At 67.9% G+C, this 17,078-nt stretch carries 17 protein-coding genes; 4 read left to right on the forward strand and 13 right to left on the reverse strand.

Features of this window, described 5'->3' with window-relative positions:
* Nucleotides 1–9: 9 nt before the first annotated feature.
* Nucleotides 10–492 (reverse strand): DUF5994 family protein, encoded by a 483-nt coding sequence (locus tag IT779_RS16055; RefSeq protein ID WP_196150124.1) that lies wholly within the window; start codon nucleotides 490–492, stop codon nucleotides 10–12.
* A gap of 313 nt (nucleotides 493–805) precedes the next feature.
* Between IT779_RS16055 and IT779_RS16060 the strand changes: the two genes are divergently transcribed.
* Both IT779_RS16060 and IT779_RS16065 read left to right on the forward strand, forming a co-directional pair.
* Entirely contained in the window at nucleotides 806–1,561 is a 756-nt protein-coding gene (locus IT779_RS16060; RefSeq protein WP_196150125.1) for a TetR/AcrR family transcriptional regulator C-terminal domain-containing protein, read from the forward strand.
* Between the two features lie 165 nt (nucleotides 1,562–1,726).
* Nucleotides 1,727–2,935, forward strand: coding sequence for a fatty acid desaturase family protein (locus IT779_RS16065; protein ID WP_196150126.1), 1,209 nt, complete (start codon nucleotides 1,727–1,729; stop codon nucleotides 2,933–2,935).
* A gap of 40 nt (nucleotides 2,936–2,975) precedes the next feature.
* Here IT779_RS16065 and IT779_RS16070 read toward each other — a convergent pair whose 3' ends face one another.
* Nucleotides 2,976–4,424 carry a S8 family serine peptidase gene (locus tag IT779_RS16070; RefSeq protein ID WP_196150127.1) on the reverse strand — a complete coding sequence of 483 codons (1,449 nt, stop codon included), beginning with the start codon at nucleotides 4,422–4,424 and terminating at the stop codon, nucleotides 2,976–2,978.
* Nucleotides 4,425–4,533: 109 nt separating this feature from the next.
* Nucleotides 4,534–5,175 carry a TetR/AcrR family transcriptional regulator gene (locus IT779_RS16075; protein WP_196150128.1) on the reverse strand — a complete coding sequence of 214 codons (642 nt, stop codon included), beginning with the start codon at nucleotides 5,173–5,175 and terminating at the stop codon, nucleotides 4,534–4,536.
* A gap of 109 nt (nucleotides 5,176–5,284) precedes the next feature.
* Between IT779_RS16075 and IT779_RS16080 the strand changes: the two genes are divergently transcribed.
* Nucleotides 5,285–6,811, forward strand: coding sequence for an FAD-dependent monooxygenase (locus tag IT779_RS16080; protein ID WP_332838828.1), 1,527 nt, complete (start codon nucleotides 5,285–5,287; stop codon nucleotides 6,809–6,811).
* Here the strand turns inward: IT779_RS16080 and IT779_RS16085 are convergent.
* The 10 genes from IT779_RS16085 to IT779_RS16130 all read right to left on the reverse strand — a co-directional run bounded on the left by IT779_RS16085 (nucleotide 6,765) and on the right by IT779_RS16130 (nucleotide 16,127).
* A complete protein-coding gene (locus tag IT779_RS16085) occupies nucleotides 6,765–7,934 on the reverse strand; it encodes a coiled-coil domain-containing protein (RefSeq protein ID WP_332838829.1) in 1,170 nt (389 codons plus the stop codon). The genes IT779_RS16080 and IT779_RS16085 overlap by 47 nt on opposite strands.
* 988 nt (nucleotides 7,935–8,922) lie before the next feature.
* Nucleotides 8,923–9,636: a methyltransferase gene (locus IT779_RS16090; protein WP_198428572.1), complete on the reverse strand. Its 714-nt coding sequence runs from the start codon at nucleotides 9,634–9,636 to the stop codon at nucleotides 8,923–8,925.
* 144 nt (nucleotides 9,637–9,780) lie between these two features.
* Entirely contained in the window at nucleotides 9,781–10,143 is a 363-nt protein-coding gene (locus tag IT779_RS16095) for a cupin domain-containing protein (protein ID WP_196150129.1), read from the reverse strand.
* A 158-nt stretch (nucleotides 10,144–10,301) separates the two neighbouring features.
* Complete coding sequence (locus IT779_RS16100) at nucleotides 10,302–11,516, reverse strand: amidohydrolase family protein (protein ID WP_196150130.1); 1,215 nt, start codon at nucleotides 11,514–11,516, stop codon at nucleotides 10,302–10,304.
* A gap of 240 nt (nucleotides 11,517–11,756) precedes the next feature.
* The gene (locus IT779_RS16105) at nucleotides 11,757–12,149 is read right to left on the reverse strand and encodes a pyridoxamine 5'-phosphate oxidase family protein (protein WP_196150131.1); all 393 of its coding nucleotides are present in this window, start codon (nucleotides 12,147–12,149) and stop codon (nucleotides 11,757–11,759) included.
* Nucleotides 12,150–12,365: 216 nt separating this feature from the next.
* On the reverse strand, nucleotides 12,366–12,743 hold the full coding sequence (locus IT779_RS16110) for a nuclear transport factor 2-like protein (RefSeq protein ID WP_198428573.1): 378 nt from the start codon (nucleotides 12,741–12,743) through the stop codon (nucleotides 12,366–12,368).
* A gap of 23 nt (nucleotides 12,744–12,766) precedes the next feature.
* Nucleotides 12,767–13,306: a MarR family winged helix-turn-helix transcriptional regulator gene (locus IT779_RS16115; RefSeq protein WP_198428574.1), complete on the reverse strand. Its 540-nt coding sequence runs from the start codon at nucleotides 13,304–13,306 to the stop codon at nucleotides 12,767–12,769.
* A gap of 56 nt (nucleotides 13,307–13,362) precedes the next feature.
* Entirely contained in the window at nucleotides 13,363–14,238 is an 876-nt protein-coding gene (locus IT779_RS37850; RefSeq protein WP_196150132.1) for a GNAT family N-acetyltransferase, read from the reverse strand.
* 517 nt (nucleotides 14,239–14,755) lie between these two features.
* Entirely contained in the window at nucleotides 14,756–15,295 is a 540-nt protein-coding gene (locus tag IT779_RS16125; RefSeq protein ID WP_196150133.1) for a GNAT family N-acetyltransferase, read from the reverse strand.
* 106 nt (nucleotides 15,296–15,401) lie between these two features.
* A complete protein-coding gene (locus IT779_RS16130; RefSeq protein WP_196150134.1) occupies nucleotides 15,402–16,127 on the reverse strand; it encodes an SDR family oxidoreductase in 726 nt (241 codons plus the stop codon).
* A gap of 95 nt (nucleotides 16,128–16,222) precedes the next feature.
* Between IT779_RS16130 and IT779_RS16135 the strand changes: the two genes are divergently transcribed.
* Nucleotides 16,223–17,062 (forward strand): LysR family transcriptional regulator, encoded by an 840-nt coding sequence (locus tag IT779_RS16135; RefSeq protein ID WP_196150135.1) that lies wholly within the window; start codon nucleotides 16,223–16,225, stop codon nucleotides 17,060–17,062.
* The last annotated feature ends 16 nt before the right edge of the window (nucleotides 17,063–17,078 follow it).

A 17,078-nucleotide genomic window follows, 5' to 3' on the forward strand; every position in this document is an offset into this window, starting at 1 on the left:
GTCGAGAGGTCATCGTGACGGCTCGGGCGCCGCGGCGCCGCCGACGACGACTCGGCGCATCGCCGCGTTCGCCACGTCGGCGGGGGTGTCGTGCGAGAGAACCAGCAGGCTCATTCGTTGGCCGTTGGTGCCTGCCAGTTCCATGACATCGGCGGGTTGGTCGGACGCCGGACCGGTGACGTGAACGTCGTCGGAAGCGTCCACCCGACGTTGATCCAGACTCAGCTGATTCCAGTCGAATCGGATCCACGCGGTGGGGCCGAGCCGGTAGGTCAGCGCGGCGATGAGATCGTGCACCTCGGCGGTGAGGTTGCCGGTCCACGGCCACCACACCCCGTCGACTTCGCGCGGGTCGGATTCCGCGGGTGAGCTCAGCGTCAATCGAGGGGTTCGTGTCGGATCCCCGAACGGTTGCCGCTTTCGCCGGGCATCATCGCCGGTGGCCATGTCGTAGTGGTTGGTGATCGGGCGTCGCGCGCCGGAAACGTTCATCGGATTCTCCCTGCTGTCTCGTGATCAGCCGATCACGGTGGGGCCGATCGGCCCCGGCACGCCGCCGACTCGTCGGACGGGGTCGAGATCGCGATTCCCGCCCGCGCCACGGACGGACGACCACGGATTCGGCCTGTGAGCGCCGCGCCTGTTCTCGTTCACACGCGAAATCGCGGAACACGACCGGCATGAGAGGACGCCGACCCGAACTGTCGCAGGAGTAGAACCGTCGACACGGCGGGCGCACCTCGCTCCATCGAGTAGACACCTCACGCCCTCATATGTCAACATCGTAGACCTACAGGAGGTGGATGTGCCGACGGAAACATCCGATCCGCGCGGCGGTTCTCGCCGCCGCTCGCCCAACGCGCCGCGCGGTCCGATCACACGGGAGACGGTGCTGCACGCGGCACTGGATCTCATCGACCGAGACGGCGTCGACGCCCTGTCCATGCGACGTCTCGCCGAGGCGGTCGACCGTGATCCGATGGTCATCTACCGACACCTGCCCAACAAAGCCGCGGTTCTGGACGGAATAGCCGAACTGGTGCTCGCCGAACTGGACGTCGACGCGAGCGATCCGGATTGGGCGAATCGCCTGCGCGTGGTCGCCAGGGATTTCCGCCGCCTGGCCCTGCGGCATCCGCGCGCGATTCCGCTGCTGGTCACCCGCCCGATCGGGATTCCGCTCGGATCACAGCCGCTGTCGGTGACCAAGCCGCTCGAGGGCGTGCTCGCTCTGCTGACACGTGCGGGATTCTCCGATACCGACGCGTTGCACGTGTATCGCGCGCTGTTCGCCTACCTCTACGGGCATGTGCTCAACGAATTGCAGGAGGTCGTGGAGCGCCCCGACGAGACCGACGACGTGCTGCGCCTCGGGCTGTACCGGCTACCGCTGGCGGACTTTCCCACGGTGCGCCGACTCGCGCCGGTGCTCGCCGCCTACGACGGAGCCGCCGAACTGGAGCGCGGCATGGACATCCTGCTGACCGGTTTGACCACGGCGATGCATACACCGGGACGGGGCTCAGCGACGCTCGCGCCCCCACCTCGCAACCGTCGCTGAGTCGCTTCTGTCAACACTGACGAACTACACTGTAGACTTCAGGTAACCGCCCTCGACGACGATGTTCCACGACGGTCGATCGTTCCCGTTCGTGACCGCGACCATCGTCCGCATCCGGCGCCGCCGAGGTGTTCGAGCAAATCCACAGATCCGAGGACACCGCCCATGGCGATCACCGACGTACCCGCCTACGCACACCTGAGTCCAGCCGATATCGAAGCGCTCGGACGAGAGCTCGACGCGATCGAACTCGAGGTCCGCGAGAGCCTCGGCGCGAACGACGCGAGATATATCCGCCGAACCATCGCGTTCCAGCGCCTGCTGGATCTCGGCGCCAGACTGTCGATCGCACGCGGCCGATCGCGAACCGGGTGGATGCTGGGAGTCCTGGCGCTCGCGACCGCCAAGAGCATCGAGAACATGGAGATCGGGCACAACGTGTGCCATGGCCAATGGGATTGGCTGAACGATCCCGAAATCCATTCCAGCACATGGGAATGGGACATGCTCGGAGTCTCCGCACACTGGCGCTACTCGCACAATTACCGGCACCACGTGTTCACCAACGTCGTCGGCATGGACGACGACATCGGATTCGGTGTCATGCGAGTCACCCGTGACCAGCCGTGGCGTCCCACGCTACTTCTGCAACCGATCCAGAACCTGTTGCTCGCGCTCACCTTCGAGTGGGGTATCGCGGCGCACAGCTACTACGCCGAACGTGATCGCGCCGCCGGGACCGACCGCGCGCGCGAACCGCTGCGCGCGCTGGTCACCAAGATCGCTCGTCAGACGGCCAAGGACTACCTGCTGTTCCCGCTGCTCACCGGACGGCGTTGGAAGCGCACGCTCCTCGCGGATCTCACCGCCAACATCTTGCGAAACATGTGGGCCTACCTGGTGATCTTCTGTGGCCATTTCCCCGACGGCGCCGAGAAGTTCACCACCGGCGTCGTGGATGCCGAGACGAAGCCGGAGTGGTATCTGCGTCAGATGCTCGGCACCGCCAACTTCGACGCGGGCCCCGCCATGAGCTTCCTCAGCGGTCATCTGTGTCACCAGATCGAACATCACCTGTTTCCCGATCTGCCGAGCAACCGCTACCCCGAGATCGCCGTGCGCGTGCGCGAACTGTGCCGGAAATACGACCTCCCCTACACCACAGGACCACTGCTGCGCCAATACCTGCTGACCATGCGGACCATCCACAAGCTTGCCCTGCCCGACCGGTTCCTCACCGCCACTTCCGACGACGCTCCGGAAACCGCCTCGGAGCACAAGTTCGTCCACCAACGCGCCGACCGCTCCGCCGCCGCGAACCGGCCGCGCCGAGGTCTGGTCACGGCACTGCGCGCCGCGTCTTCCGCGAGGTAACCCGCCCACCGAGCGGATGTGCTCGCACGGCAGGTCGTTCCTACTCGCCCGCCAACGCCCTGATATCGGGCAGGTTCCCGATACGCCTGCCCGCCGGACTTCCCGGCGCCGAGACCTGCGGCGACCCGGTGGCGCGCAGCAGTGCGCGCACCTCGGCGGGCGTGCGCGGTCCGGCACCGTGTGCGGCGATGCCTTGACCGCACACGATGGCGCCGACGACGATCGGGGCCGCGCCGGAGGTGCCACTGAACACGTCGGTGTACCAGTAGTCCTCGTCACCGCCGCCTTGGAGGTCGCCGTATCCGGTGGTGGTGACCTCGAGTCCCCAGCCCTGTGCGTCCAGGCGGGCGCCGTGGTTGGAGAAGGCGAGGCGCGAGAGCGCGGGTCCGTGGTCGCGGTCGTGCACGCCCGGCGGCGGTGCGCCCGCGCCGACGAGGATCGCGCCGGAATCGTGGTCGCCGCCGCGCAGCGGGTTGCGCCAGGTGGACGGGAAGTCGGCGGGGGCCAGATCGTAGAGCGCGGCGTCGAGATCCTCGCCGCCGTTACCCGCGGCCTCCACCACCACGACGCCGCGCGCCACCGCGTAGCCGATCGCGGCCAGGTCGTCGGGCCACCATTCGACGGGGAGATATCCGGCCTGATCGGCGCGGTTGCGGAAGTCGTGACGCGGACCGGGCCGGTGCAGTTCGAGCAGGATCACATCGCCGGGGCCGAGCGCGTCGGCGGCCGAGCGGATCGCGAGAGCCGACCCGCCGCCGAAGATCGACATCGCGCTCACGGTCGCGTCGGGCGCGATGCCGGTGATGCCGAATCCGCCGACGCCGCCGCCGATCACGCCAGCCACGGCGGTGCCGTGATTGCGCCAGTCCTCGTCGCCGCGCGGCTCACCGCCCAGTATCCCGCCGCGCTTGCCGGTGAGCCCTTCGTGGGTGAACCGCCACGCGCCTTCGATATCGATCACCCGCACGCCCGCGCCGCGCCCGCCGGGCTGTGTCCAGGCCCGTCGCGCGTCGATACCGTGCGGGGCGGGGTCGAGGTAGCTCTGGCGCGCGCGGAAATCCGGGGTGACCGACGGCACCGGCGCCAGGGACCGGCGCGGCATCGGCAGCGGCGCGATCGGCAGTTCGGTCGCGGGTTTGACGTAGGCGCCGTCGACGAGGTCGTCCTCGCGTAGCCGGTGCGCGAGAGTTTCGAGGTCGAAACCCGCGTCGCGCACGGTGAAATAGTTCAGGAACCGCCCCGCCACGGACTCCTGCGCGGTGGCGGCCAGTTTGTCCGAGAGTCGGTCGGCGGGCCCGAAGATTCGCGTCAACCGGGCTCCCGGCGGCAGCAGTCCGGTGAGTCGCGCTTCGGCCGCGACACTCTCGCGCAGGGTGCTCGCCGCGAGCGGAACGGCCGCCCCGTGGGTGACCACGATCAGTTCCGCGGGCGCGGGCCGCGTTCCCGAAACCGCGGAAAGCGAACTGCGGCGCTGATCGGTGGGTCCCATCTACCCAGTGAACCCGTTGTCGGCACGGCGTGCCAGTCGAATCGCGGATCGTCCGGTCACCGAAATCGCCTGCGCGATCTCGCGGTCACCGGCCGGTGTCGGGTTCGGCTCACACGCCGGGTTCGCTCGACACGGTTCCGGTGAGAATCGAGCGCAGCCCGGCGGTGAAGCGCAGGTCGCGGTCGCCGGTCATGATGGCGATGATGTCGCCGGATTCGTCGACGCGCGCGAATCCGTTGCCCGCCAGGTCTTCGAGCAGTCCTTCCCACTCGCCGTCGTGCGCGAGTTCCAGATACGCCTGTTCCTCGATCACGAATCCGGTGGTGTAGGAACGCAGAACCGAGGCGAGATCGCCGGGGGTGTGCGGCGGTTCGACGACTTCGCGCAGCAAGGTCCGCAGCACGGTCGACAGTGCGGAGGTGGCGGCGAACGGCGAATAGGAGCCCGCGACGATGCGCCCGCCGTCGCGGAATCCGAGCATGGCGGCGCGCATGCGTTCGCAGCACGCCACGACCTGTTCGACAGTGGGGTGGTCGAGGTCGAGATCGGTGAGGTCGATGGTGCGGTAGATCGCGTCGGCCATCGCCCGCCGCAGATCCTTGCGGTCGCGCAGGTGTTTGTAGAGCGCTCCCGGCGTCACCTGCGCGGCGCTCGCGAGGCGGCGCATGGTGAGGGCGTCGAGCCCGTGCGCGCCGACGTAGTCGTGGGCGATATCGACCAGCCGGTCCCTACTCAATCCGCGTTTGACCATCGCCGCGAGCCTATCGGTGTCGGTATGAGGCGAAGCGCCCGGTTCGTACTCGATGGTAAACAATGCTCACCATTGACATCGGACGCGCGCGGCCCCTACCGTCCGCCAGGTGAACATTGCTTACCAACCCGGCGCCGAGGTCCGGCGAACCGAGGTGATCGTCGCGGGCGCGGGCCCGACCGGCTCGATCCTCGCCCACGAACTGCGCGCGGCGGGCATCGATGTGGTCCTGCTCGACGCGCTCACCGGCCGCGCCGGACAGTCACGGGCGGGCGGCATCGGACCGCGCACGATCGAGATCTTCGATCAGCGCGGCCTGCTCGAACTCCTGCTGCCGCGCACCCGCGAAGTGCGGGTCGGCCACTTCGCCGGAATACGCATGGACACCGATGATTTCGCCACTCGCTACCCCCACGGACTGGCCATCACCCAGAACGACCTGGAAGACCTCCTCGAGCGCCGCGTCACCGCGCTCGGCGCCCCCGTTCGGTGGGACTCTCCCGTGACCGGCCTGCGTCAGGACACCGACGGTGTCGAGGTCGAGGTCGGTGGATCCGAACCGCGCCGTATCCGCGCCGCCTATCTGGTCGGCTGCGACGGCGGCCGCGGCGTCGTGCGCGCGGCGGCGGGTATCGGATGCACCGGCACCGAGGCCACCATGCTCGGCATGCTCTCCGACGTCGAAATGTCCTATCCGCCCGAGGAATTCGTGTTGACCCGCCGCTGCCCACTCGGCGACTTCTCGGTCTTCGAACTCGAACCGGGCCGCTTCCGCGCGATGGTGCAACGACACGACCGCACCCCGGAGCGCGACACGGCCCCGACCTTCGACGAATTCCGCGCCCGCTTCCGCGATGTCGCCGGCATCGACTACGGAATGCACAGTCCCCGTTGGATTTCCCGCTTCAGCGACGCCACCCGGCTGGCCGACCACTACCGCGCGGGCCGAGTCCTGCTCGCGGGCGACGCCGCGCACATCCACTACCCCGCGGGCGGACAGGGCTTGAACACCGGCGTCCAGGACGCCGCCAACCTCGGCTGGAAACTCGCCGCGGTGCTGCGCGGAAACGCCCCCGACACCCTGCTCGACACCTACGAGTCCGAGCGTCGACCCGTGGGCGCGCAGGTCCTGCACAACACCCGCGCCCAGACCGCACTGCTGCGTCCCGGCCCGCACACCGACGCGCTGCGCGAGATCTTCGCCGACCTACTGGCCACCGACGAGGTCCGACATCGCCTCGGCTACCGGCTCACCGCCCTCGACCTGCGCTACGACACCACCTGCGACCACCCGCTCGCGGGTCACCGCGCCCCCGACATCGACCTCACCGGCGCCGCCCCGGCCACCCGCGTGCACGAACTCCTGCGCGCCGCCCGCCCGGTGCTGCTGTCGCTGGACCGTAACCCGCCGCCTGCCGACGGGTGGACAGACCGCCTCGATGTGGTCGAAGCCCGCTGCGCCTCCGCCGTCTGGGCGATCCCGGGCGCGGGCGACATACCCGCCCCCGCCGCGCTGCTGATCCGGCCGGACGGCCACATCGCCTGGGCCACCGACGAATCCGGTGACGATCGCGGCTTGACGGAGGCGCTCACGATGTGGTTCGGTCCCCGTTCCCGACGACACCGACCCCGCTAGATTGCCCTAGATTTGCCGATTGTGCGGGCGCCTCGTCGACGCGGCGAGTCTGCTTCGCCAGGTGGTCGTCGAGTTGACGTTCGGCGCGTTCGGCGCGGGCGAGGGTCTGGAGGCGGGAGTCGTCCAGGGCCGCGATCCGGTCGGCGGATTCGCGGTGCGCGCGTTCGAGAGCGGCCGCGGACTCCGCGCGCAGAGTGGCGATCTCGGCGGCGGTGTCGGTGCGCACCGACCCCAGTTCGGCGCGGGTGCGGTCCAGTTCGTCGCGGACCCGACGCAGTTCCTCGCGCGCCTCGGCGACGGTGCGGTCCCGGTCGGCGACCGCGCGTTCGGCGCGGTCGATGGCGCGTTCCGCGTCGGCGGCGCGTTGCACGGCCAGATCCCGTTCGGCCGCGGCGGCGGTGATCTGCTGGGCGGATTCGCGGCGCACCTGCTCGATGTCGACACCCGCCTTGCGCCGCGCGGCCTCCACGTCTTCCGTGGCCTGCGCGCGGGCGCGGTCGACGTCGGCGGTGGCTTCCCGGCGAACGGCGCGGACCTCGGCCTCGGCCTCGCTGCGCGCCGCGAACACGTCCTCGGCGGCGCGCGCGCTCACCCGTTCGACCTCGCCCAACGCTTCGTCGCGCGCCGCCTGCGCCTCGGCGACCCGGATCTCGGCCTGTTCGGCGGCGACGACAGCGTCCTCGACCACCGATTCCGCGTTCCGGCGCGCTGTTTCGGCGTCACGCCGCGCCTGTTCGGCCGCGACGGCCGCGACCTCGGCTTCGGCGATCCGGCGCGCGGCGTCGGCCTGGACCGTCTGGACCTGGGCTTCGGCGATCGAAGGGTCGGCCAGTGTCGAGAGTTCGGCGACCGCGGCGGTGAGGTTGGTCCCCAATTGGTCGGCCAGTGTGCGGAACTGCGCGAGCAGTTCGTCGGCGCGCAACCTGGCGACCGTCACCGGCCCCTGCGGCGTCACGGTGACGGGTTCGGCGGCCCGCTGGGATTCCTCTTGCAGGCGTTGCCGTTCCCGCCAGGCCCGCCATCGGGTGTGTTCGGGGTTGTCGCAGTATTCCGGGGGACGCCCCGGCCCGCCCGCACGCACGATGGGACGGACACAGCCCGGAAAGTTGCATACGCTCGACACCGGCGAATCCTAGCGTCGGGCGCTCACATTCCGGGGAATCGACCTGGTGGGGGATCCGGTGCGTATGGTCGGCTCGGGCGCATGCGACGCCCTCGTGAAGGTGCGCGGCTACCCCGAAGTCCGTACTCGATCACAATTCGTCGACAAGCGACGCGATACCTGACAATTGTCGGAACAATATCGCCGGGACGCCGTGTCCGACAATCGACAACCGACCGAGTCCGACCCCGAATATCTCGAATGTGCTTATACCGATGAATCGAATCGCCGAGAACGTCGCCTCGTCGAGACGTAACGTTCACCTGCGAAACAGGAAATCGAGGATCGATGGTCCGCCGAGACCGAACCTTCCGATTCTCTCGGCATCCGACAGGCGGTTCCACGAATTCCGATAATTCGCAACACCGCTCGTCGAGGCCCGCTCCGGGGTCACCCACGCGGCCGACCAACGGGCTCCCGCCCGCCGAATCGGCACCGCGGCGCGGCCACTCTCGAAACTTTCTCCATCCGTTGATATTTCAAGCACAAACCCGGCACCTCGCCAGCCGACCCGACCGCTGGAGACCGGTCGGAACAATCCGATTTATCGCGACTCCCGGACCGCGATCCGCGACCCCGACGTGACGTGAAGTCACGAAACTCCCACGGGAAACAGGTCTTGACGCCACGCACCCGAAGTGCAAGCGTGTGAAGGTGGGCAGGCCCGAAAAGGTGTGTCCCAGCAGAAGGATGGGCTCCGTAGGTGAGTGCGCGAAGATTCGTCACCCACAGCTGAATACCTTGCCCCGAGTTCGGTAGTTCGTTCGAATTTCCTTGAACCGTCCATATATTTCGTCCACGAAGAGGAGAAATACGATGAGTGCCATAATCAGCCTCGGTTCCGCCGCCGTGGGAGCCGCCGCCAGCCTGCTGTGGGCACTGCTCGCGATCGTCATCTAGGACATCGCAAAGGCCGTGCGAACACTGACGGTTCGACCGGCCGACGTGTTCACACGCTGGATACCGGCGCGGGACCGGTATCCGGCGTACCGACCTTTTCGAGAGAGAATTCCAACAGACACCGTTGATCGGTCGGTTCGATCACCCGGTCCAGGATCAGTCCGTGCGGTGCGGCGAGCGCCCGGAATTCCTCGACCCGGCGCTCCCGTCCCCCGAACATCACCAGCATCGCGAGATCGAATTCGCTCGCGGCGCGCAGTCCGCCGACCGGTTCCACGACCAACACCCGCCCCGCCGGGTCGACGGCTTCCACGCAGCGACCGAGTATGCGCCCGGCGTGCTCGTCGTCCCAGTCGTGGAGGATGTCGACCAGCAGATACGCCTGCGCGCCCGCCGGGAGCGGATCGAAGAAGCTCGCGGCCGTGACCTCGGTCCGCGCCGCGACCCCGTGTGCGGCGAAGGTGTGTCGAGCCTCGGCGGCGGTCGGTTCCAGGTCGACGAGATGACCGCGCAGACCGGGATGCGCGGCCATCACCGCGGCGAGCAGATCGCCTCGACCGCCGCCGACGTCCACGATCGAGGCGAAGCGCGACCAGTCGAACCCGGTGACGATGCGCGGAATCTGGTCACGGAGTCGGTGCCGCATCTGTCGGTCGAATGTGGCGCGCAGGTGCGGGGATTCGGCGAGGTCGGCCCAGAAGTCACGCCCGTATCGACGTGCGTAGCCCGCCTGTCCGGTGCTGACGCTGTGGCTGAGTTCCACGAACGCCGACTCCGCGCGCCCGCCCGCGGCCTCGAGATGCAGCAGGTTCAGTCGCCAGTCCCGCCATGCGGCGCAGGGTTCGCGTGTGGTTGTCGTCCCCCATGGGATTCCACTGTGCCCTGCCCACGGGTCAGGGTGCGCGGTTCAGCGTTTGGCGTAGTCGGCCACGCCTTGCCAGTCGATCATGACGCACGGTTCGTCGCCGACGGTCCAGGCGTCGTGGCCGGGCGGCGCGATCATGAAATCACCCGGGCCGTATACCTGCTTCTCGCCGTCGTCCATGACGACGGCCAGGTGGCCCGAGACGCAGTAGCCCATGTGCGGCGCTTGGCAGCTGTCGGTGTGCGCGATCGGTTTGACGTGTTCGGACCAACGCCAGCCGGGTTCGAAAACCGCTCGGCCGACCGGGCCGCTTTCGAGGTTGACGAGTTCGAGTCGGCCTTTACCTTCCTCGAAGGTGCGCGTCTCCTCCGGGGCGTCGAAATTCTTCTTCACCAGACCAGACATATGCGTTCTCCCGTGTGACCCACCCCTACGGCTATGTGATGCGCATCACATTATACGGAGGGTCGCGAGCCCGCGACAAGGAGACGGCGAACAGCGGCGCCGCCACGACGAACGACCCGCAGATCGTCGCCCGACGGCACCGCCGCAACCGGTCGCGCTCAGCTCGCCTGGGCGGGAACCCGGGACCCGATCAGCTCGAGTGCGTTGTCACGCATCACCTTTCGGGTGTCCTCGTAGGAGAACTCCGGGAACTGCGGGATGTCGGCGGTGAAGGTGGTCGGGTCGGCGAGACCCTCGCCGTGCGGCCAGTCGGACCCGAACAGGATCTTGTCCACGCCGATGGTCTCGGCGAGCAGTTTGACGTCGTCCTCGTAGTAGGGCGCGATCCAGACGTTGTTCTTCAGCTGCTCGACCGGGTCCTCCTTGAAGTGGTACGGCGCGTTGTTCGCCACCTTCTTCAGGCGCTTGATCAGCCGGTAGACGAAGTAGGAGCCGTTCTCGATGCTGGCCACCTTGAGTTTCGGGTGGCGGGTGAAGACCTGGTGCACGATCAGCGAGGCCATGGTGTCGTGGATGGCGCGGTCGTCGAGCAGCACGTTGTCGAGGGGGTCCTTCTTGCCGAATCCCTCGAAGGTCGCCTTGCCGCCCCACAGCGCGGCGATGGCGAGGTATCCGCTGTCGGAGAGGTGGAAGCCCACCGGGACACCGGCTTCGGCCAGTCGCGCCCACACCGGATCGTGCAGCGGGTCGCCGAGCGAGCGCGGACGGGTCACGCCGGGGACGGGCGCGGGGCGAACCAGCACCATCTTGGCGCCGCGAGCGAGCACGTACTCGACCTCTTCGACGGCCGCGACCGGGTCGGCGAGGGAGATGATCGGCGCGGCGACGATCCGGTGGTCGGGGCGGTCGAAGCCCCAGTCGTCGTCGAGCCACTGGTTGAACGCGTGCACCGAGGCCATGGTCGCGGGGATGTCGTGCTTGAGCGCTTCCTCGACGCCGCAGCCGAAGGTCGGCAGCATGAACACCGTCTCCAGGCTCTGCCGGTCCATGACGGTGACGCGCGCGTCACGGTTCTGATACTCGGGGTGTTCGGAGAGCCGGTCGACCTTCATCAGCGAGGCCGGGTCGACGCCCTCGGGGATCTCGCCGCGGAAGAGCAGGTCGAGGCAGCCGGGTTCGATGATCGGGTCGAAGGTGGGGTTCGGAATGAAGTGGTTGACCGTTCCGCCCATCACCGCCAGCGTGCGCTTGCCCGCGCTGACCATCTGCACGCCGCGGGTCTTGAACTCCTTGGGCAGGTGGCGGGTGAACGCGTCCAGCGTCTCGTAGTAGTGGTTGTCGACATCAACTGCCAGATAGTCCAGCTTCGTCATTACCTGTCCTTTTCGCTCCGGACCGTCGAGGTTCGGTCCGCACGGTGTCCTCGGGACGGCACGGCCGAGTCCTCGCCCGCGCCGCGGCTCGGTGGTTCCCGCTTCCTCGCCGTCGAGACCTCACGGCAGACCATTCGCAAGTCTTATACGTATGTCTTACTGTATATCTTTCAGTATAGCTCCGCGCAAGTCCCCCGCCAGTGCGCCCCTCCCCCGCTCACGCGCCCGCGGCGCGCGAGATCACTTCGCCGTGAACCTGGTCGCGTCGAGAATCAGCACGACCCGGTCGAGCACGTCGTCGGGCAGCCCGTTCTCGGCCTCGCCGTAGCGCTCGTTCAGCTCGCGATAGAACTTGCCCTCCTCGTCGGCGAGCACCGTGATCAGCCAGCCCTGCGTCTGCAGGCACCGCGATGGCTTGTCCGGATCGGTGAGCAGGAACGAGTAGTTCGGGTTCGCCTGCAAACTTGTGAACTTGCGGCGCGGAATCGTGTGACTCATCCGCAGTCGCGCGCCATCCCATTTGAAGCGCATCGGAGTCTGATCCGGCGCGCCGTGCGGTGTCACCGTCGCGAGCACCCCGACGATCGGGCGCTCGAGCAGATCCTCGTATCCGGCAGGCACTTTCGAGATCATGGCTGACTCCACCATCGGTTCGCAGTGAGATGTATCGAGGTCGTACGCGTGGTGATCACCGAGCGGCCGACGACACCAACACCATTACAGTATGAACCACGGTAACACTCGCGCAGCGGAGATCGGAGCGCACCGATCCGACACCCGGGCCGCGGCTCGATCCGGGTGCGCGGGCGCCCGGTAGGCCGATGATCCGCGCCGCTCGGGCAACCCGAATCACACCGGTCCGGCGGCGGCCATGATGGCATGCCAGGGCGTTGCGTCGAAGATGATGGTGATCGCGACTATGCAGCCGCCCTCGAGTCGGAAGTGCTCGGCTGTGCGTTGGATGCCGACCGGCGAGTCGGTGTGGATGTCGTAGATCAGGGTCGCCTCGGTGTCGGCGTACAACTCACTGATGAGATCCACGCGGGTGACGATGCCGAGCAGGCCTTCCAGTCCGGCCAGATGACCGGTGGGGCTGTCGGAGGTGACGAACGGGCTGGAGAAGGTGAAGACTTCGCCGATATGGGCGGCCGCGGCGGGGACGTCACCACGGAACTTGGCGTCGTGATACGCCCGAACCGTCGGTCGCGTCGAGGAATCGATGGTCATGGTCGGCTTTCCTGTCGCAGTTTTCAGGGTTGGCGTGGCTCGGTGGCGTTCAGGTGCCGCTCGATCCGTTGTTGGTTGTCGACCACCCGTAAGCACAGGTGCCGAAATCTCGCGAGCTCTTCGGGCGTGAATCCGAGGAAGACGGCCGCCATCGCTCGTTGCGTCGGCTCACGGAAGGATTCGAGCCAGGCGCGGCCGGTCTGGGTGATGTGGACCCGAACCGATCGACGGTCTCGTCGGTCCTGTCGCCGTTCCACCAGTTCGTCGCCTTCGAGCGTGTCGACCAGCCCGGTGATGTTGCGAGAACTCACCGCACAGGCACGAGCGAGCTCGCCCACGCTGAGGCCGTCCTCGGCGATGCCGAGTCGAGCGAGCACATCGAGAGCGCCCGCGCTGAGCCCGCGACCCTGCGCTCCCCGTGCACGCATCCTGTCGATGGCCTGCCAGGCCGAGCGAACCGCTGCCGCCGCCTCCAGCGTGGAAGTCTCCCCGTCTGCGGTGAAGGCGGCCATCGACGCCCGGACGTGCGGGTCGTAGAGGCCACCGTCCGCATCCTCGACCAAATTATGTACGTCCTTCACAATGAAGGAACACTACACTCCGATCGCCTATCCGGCACCTACCTCCGATCCCACTCCGGGCAGTCCGCGGGCCAAGGCTCACAAGGAGCGCGCGGATCGTCTCGATGCAGCGAGGCGATCCACCCGTCGTGCGCGCTCCCGGGTTGGACGAGGAGTTTACGAACCGTGCCTTCGAGCCGAAAACCCATATGCCACACCGTCCTACGGCTCGCCCAGTTACCCACCACCGCCTGCCAGTGCACGACCTCGATCCCGTGCGCGAACGCGTGGTCGAGCACCAAACCCACCGCCCGCCTCATGAGTCCCGCCCCGCGAGCGGCCGGATGCAGCCCGAACCCGATCGACGCGGTCCCCACACCGGTGGGCCGATAGTCGACGGTGCCGCAGAACCGCGCCCCGCCTCCCGACACCGACGCGGTGATCGCCCACGCCCGGCTCGAAGTCGGCCCGCCCTTCTCCCATTCGCGGGCCACATGCCTCAGATAATCCACCGCGTCTTGCGGTTCGTACGGACGCGGCACCGTCGTGTAACGCACCATCTCCACATCGCGGCACTGCTCGACCATCGCGTCCAGGTCACCCTCGCGATGAGCGCGAAGAACGACTGTGCCGTCGGTCAGGACAGGGACATCGTCGGGATATCGGAAGGCCATGGCCTCAGAACAACAGGAACCGTCCTTCGAGGCAATCGAATTCCGCGGGCAGCAACCAATCGCGAACCCACTCGTGAGTCGTCGTTCGGCACCGTGGGCGGTCCCGATGGCGACACCGGAGATCTCTCCCGCGGTCGCCGACGGCCGTATCGATGCCGGGATCACCCGCGGTGAACAGCCGGGCATGGCGTGCGCCGATTCCTGCTGCTGCGGCAGCGCGTCGGGGTCCAGCCGGCGCAACATCATCGGCCGGCCGAGCACCCGGAGATCGAGATCGCCGATGCGGCCGCGTATCCGCTGCGACTGCCCGACCGCGCGGCCAACCCCGTGATCCACGATCAGCTGTCCGCACTGTTCCGCGACATCCGGACGATTCCCCGATTCCGCTCGCCCGCAGTCTCTTTCGACCTGTCTCAGCGCGACCTCCGCGATGGGCTCACCCTCGCCCCGGCCGGTGAAGCCGCAGTCACCACACAACCGGCCAGTCTCACCTGGCACCCGCTACGGGGCGCGCCCACCTTGACAATCCACCTGGTCCTCCCGCGCGTGCAGCCACCGCGACACCGCAGAATCCGTACCCTCGCCAGAACCCTGGCACACGAGTCGCACTGGCTGCCCCGGACCGACGCACCTGAAGTCGAGCGAGCCGGACGCCCGCGGTGGCGACGCCGAAGAGCTCACGCCCCGGCGAACTTCGCGGTGATGACGACGGAGGTCTGGCTGAATATCCGACACGACCTCGCCACACCGGCGGATCGTCGGAGCGCGATCCAGCGGATCAGTCCGGCCATTGAGCCACATAGATCCAGTCGTCGCCGTCGTAGCCGGGTCCGTCCAGATGCGCCGCTCGGGCCAGGCCTACCCGGGTGACCAACCGTTGGGATGCGAGGTTGTCCGGGCGGATTCTGGCTGTCAACGGCATGTGTGGAAGGTGTCGGGATACCCAGGAGACGACAGCGGTGGTGGCTTCGGTGGCGTACCCGTGCCCCCACGCCGAAGGGGCGAAACGGCAGAACAGGTTGAGCACCGATTTTTCGGCGAGGTCCATGGGTTTGATGCCGCAGAATCCCAGCGCGCGGTTCTGTCCGTGCAGGCGCACGACCCAATACCCGTATCCGTGGCGCTGCCATTGATCGTTCCAGCGGGCGTAGAGCCGTTGTGCTTGCGCTCGCTCGGTGAGCGCGTCGGAAGGATTGTGAACGCAGGTCAGCGGATCGTTGTGGATGGTGAAGATGGCGTCGACATCATCGACGGTCGGTCGGTGCAACGACAATCGCGCGGTCGGCAAGTGCTCTGTCGGCGTCCGCGGCGCACCCATGCCGAAATCGTAACCCCGCGACCGTGAACCGCTTCAGCTGCGGTGGTTGCCCTGGTCGAGAAGGCATGGATCGGTAGGCTGACACCCGAGTAGTCGCCCGCCTTCGTCACCAGGGCACGACCCCCGCGTCGTCGAAGAACCCGCCGCTCGGACCGTCGTCGGGGAGGGTGGCGAGGTGGATCGCGATCGCCGCGCCTTGCGCGGGAGTGCGGAAACCGCGGAAGCCGTTGAGGTCGGTCGCGCAGTATCCGGGGCAGCCCGCGTTGATCAGGATGTTCGTGTCGTGGAGTTCCTTCGCGTACTGGATGGTGACGGCGTTGAGGAACGATTTCGACGGCGAGTACGCGGCGGAGATCGGGCCGGTTTCGTGGCCGGGCGTGGACTGCCGAGTGAGTGAGCCGACGGTGCTGGACATGTTCACGATCCGCGGCGAGGCCGAGCGGTGCAGCAGCGGGAGCATCGCGTTGGTCACTCGGATGACGCCGATCACGTTGGTTTCCACGGCATTTCGCACCGTCGCCGGGTCGACCTCGGTCGGCGCCTGCGGTGCGCTGCCGGTGATTCCGGCGTTGTTGACCAGTACGTCGAGGCGTCCCGCACGGTCGTCGATCATGCGGGCGGCGGCGGTCACGCTCGCGTCGTCGGTGACGTCGAGCGGCACCCCGAATGCGTTTACCCCGGCGGCACACAGCTTCCCCACCGCTTCCTCGCGACGCTTCTCGTCTCGGGCGCCGACCCCGATCGTCCAGCCGAGGGCTCCCAGACCGGCCGCGATCTCGTACCCGATACCTTTGTTCGCGCCGGTCACCAGCGCGATCGTGTTTTCGCTCATGCGATCCATCCTGTTCCCGGATACCGGGCAAGCTCCAACACCGATCGGGTGGGCGGCGATACCCCACGAGTATCGACCCTGGGTAGAGTGGTGGCGTGGAGACGCGAGAGCTTCGGTACTTCGTCGCGGTGGCCGAGGAATTGCATTTCGGGCGAGCCGCGCGGCGACTCGGCATCGCGCAACCCCCGCTGTCACGGGCCATCAGCAGGCTCGAACGACGCCTCGGGACAACCCTTCTCGAACGCACCAGCCGCGGGGTGACCCTCACCGCCCCCGGATCCGTGCTGCTGCGGGAAGGTTCGGCCGCGCTGGCCGCGGTCGAGGCCGCCGAACACCGCACCCGCCGCGCCGCCACCGGTCACCCCGGCGTGGTCCTTGCCACGAAAGCGGGCGCGACCGGCGAGCTCCTGGCGAAACTGCTCGACGCCTACGCCGCCGAACCCGATGCGGTCACCGTCGATGTCCTGCTCTGCGGGCCAGGTGAACAGGAACGGCTGTTGCGCGAAGGGCGAGCCGACGTCGCGCTGCTGCACCGGCCGTTCGACTCGACGACCGGGTTCGACACCGAGGAACTCCGCACCGAGAGACAGGTCGCGGTCCTGCCAGCGGGCCATCCCTTCGCGGGCCGAGACAGTGTGCGGATGGCCGATGTCGCCGCGCTGCCGAACCTGCCGATGCCGCGCTGGCCCCACCCCGACGGCGGATACCCCGACGGCCCCGGCCCGCAGGTCCGCGACCACACCCAGCTACTCCAGATGATCGCCTTGGGCCGAGCGTGCGCGGTCATGCCCGAGTCGTGCCGAATCCACCTGCGCGACGAACACGCCACCGTGCCCGTACTCGACGCACCGACGGTCACGACGGTCATCGCCTGGCCCGCCCACAGCCGATCCCGAGCCGTCGCCGACCTCATCGGGACCGCGACACGCCTCTAACCGCAACGGCACCGGC

The organism is Nocardia bovistercoris (assembly GCF_015674855.1).
Classification (GTDB): Bacteria; Actinomycetota; Actinomycetes; order Mycobacteriales; family Mycobacteriaceae; genus Nocardia; species Nocardia bovistercoris.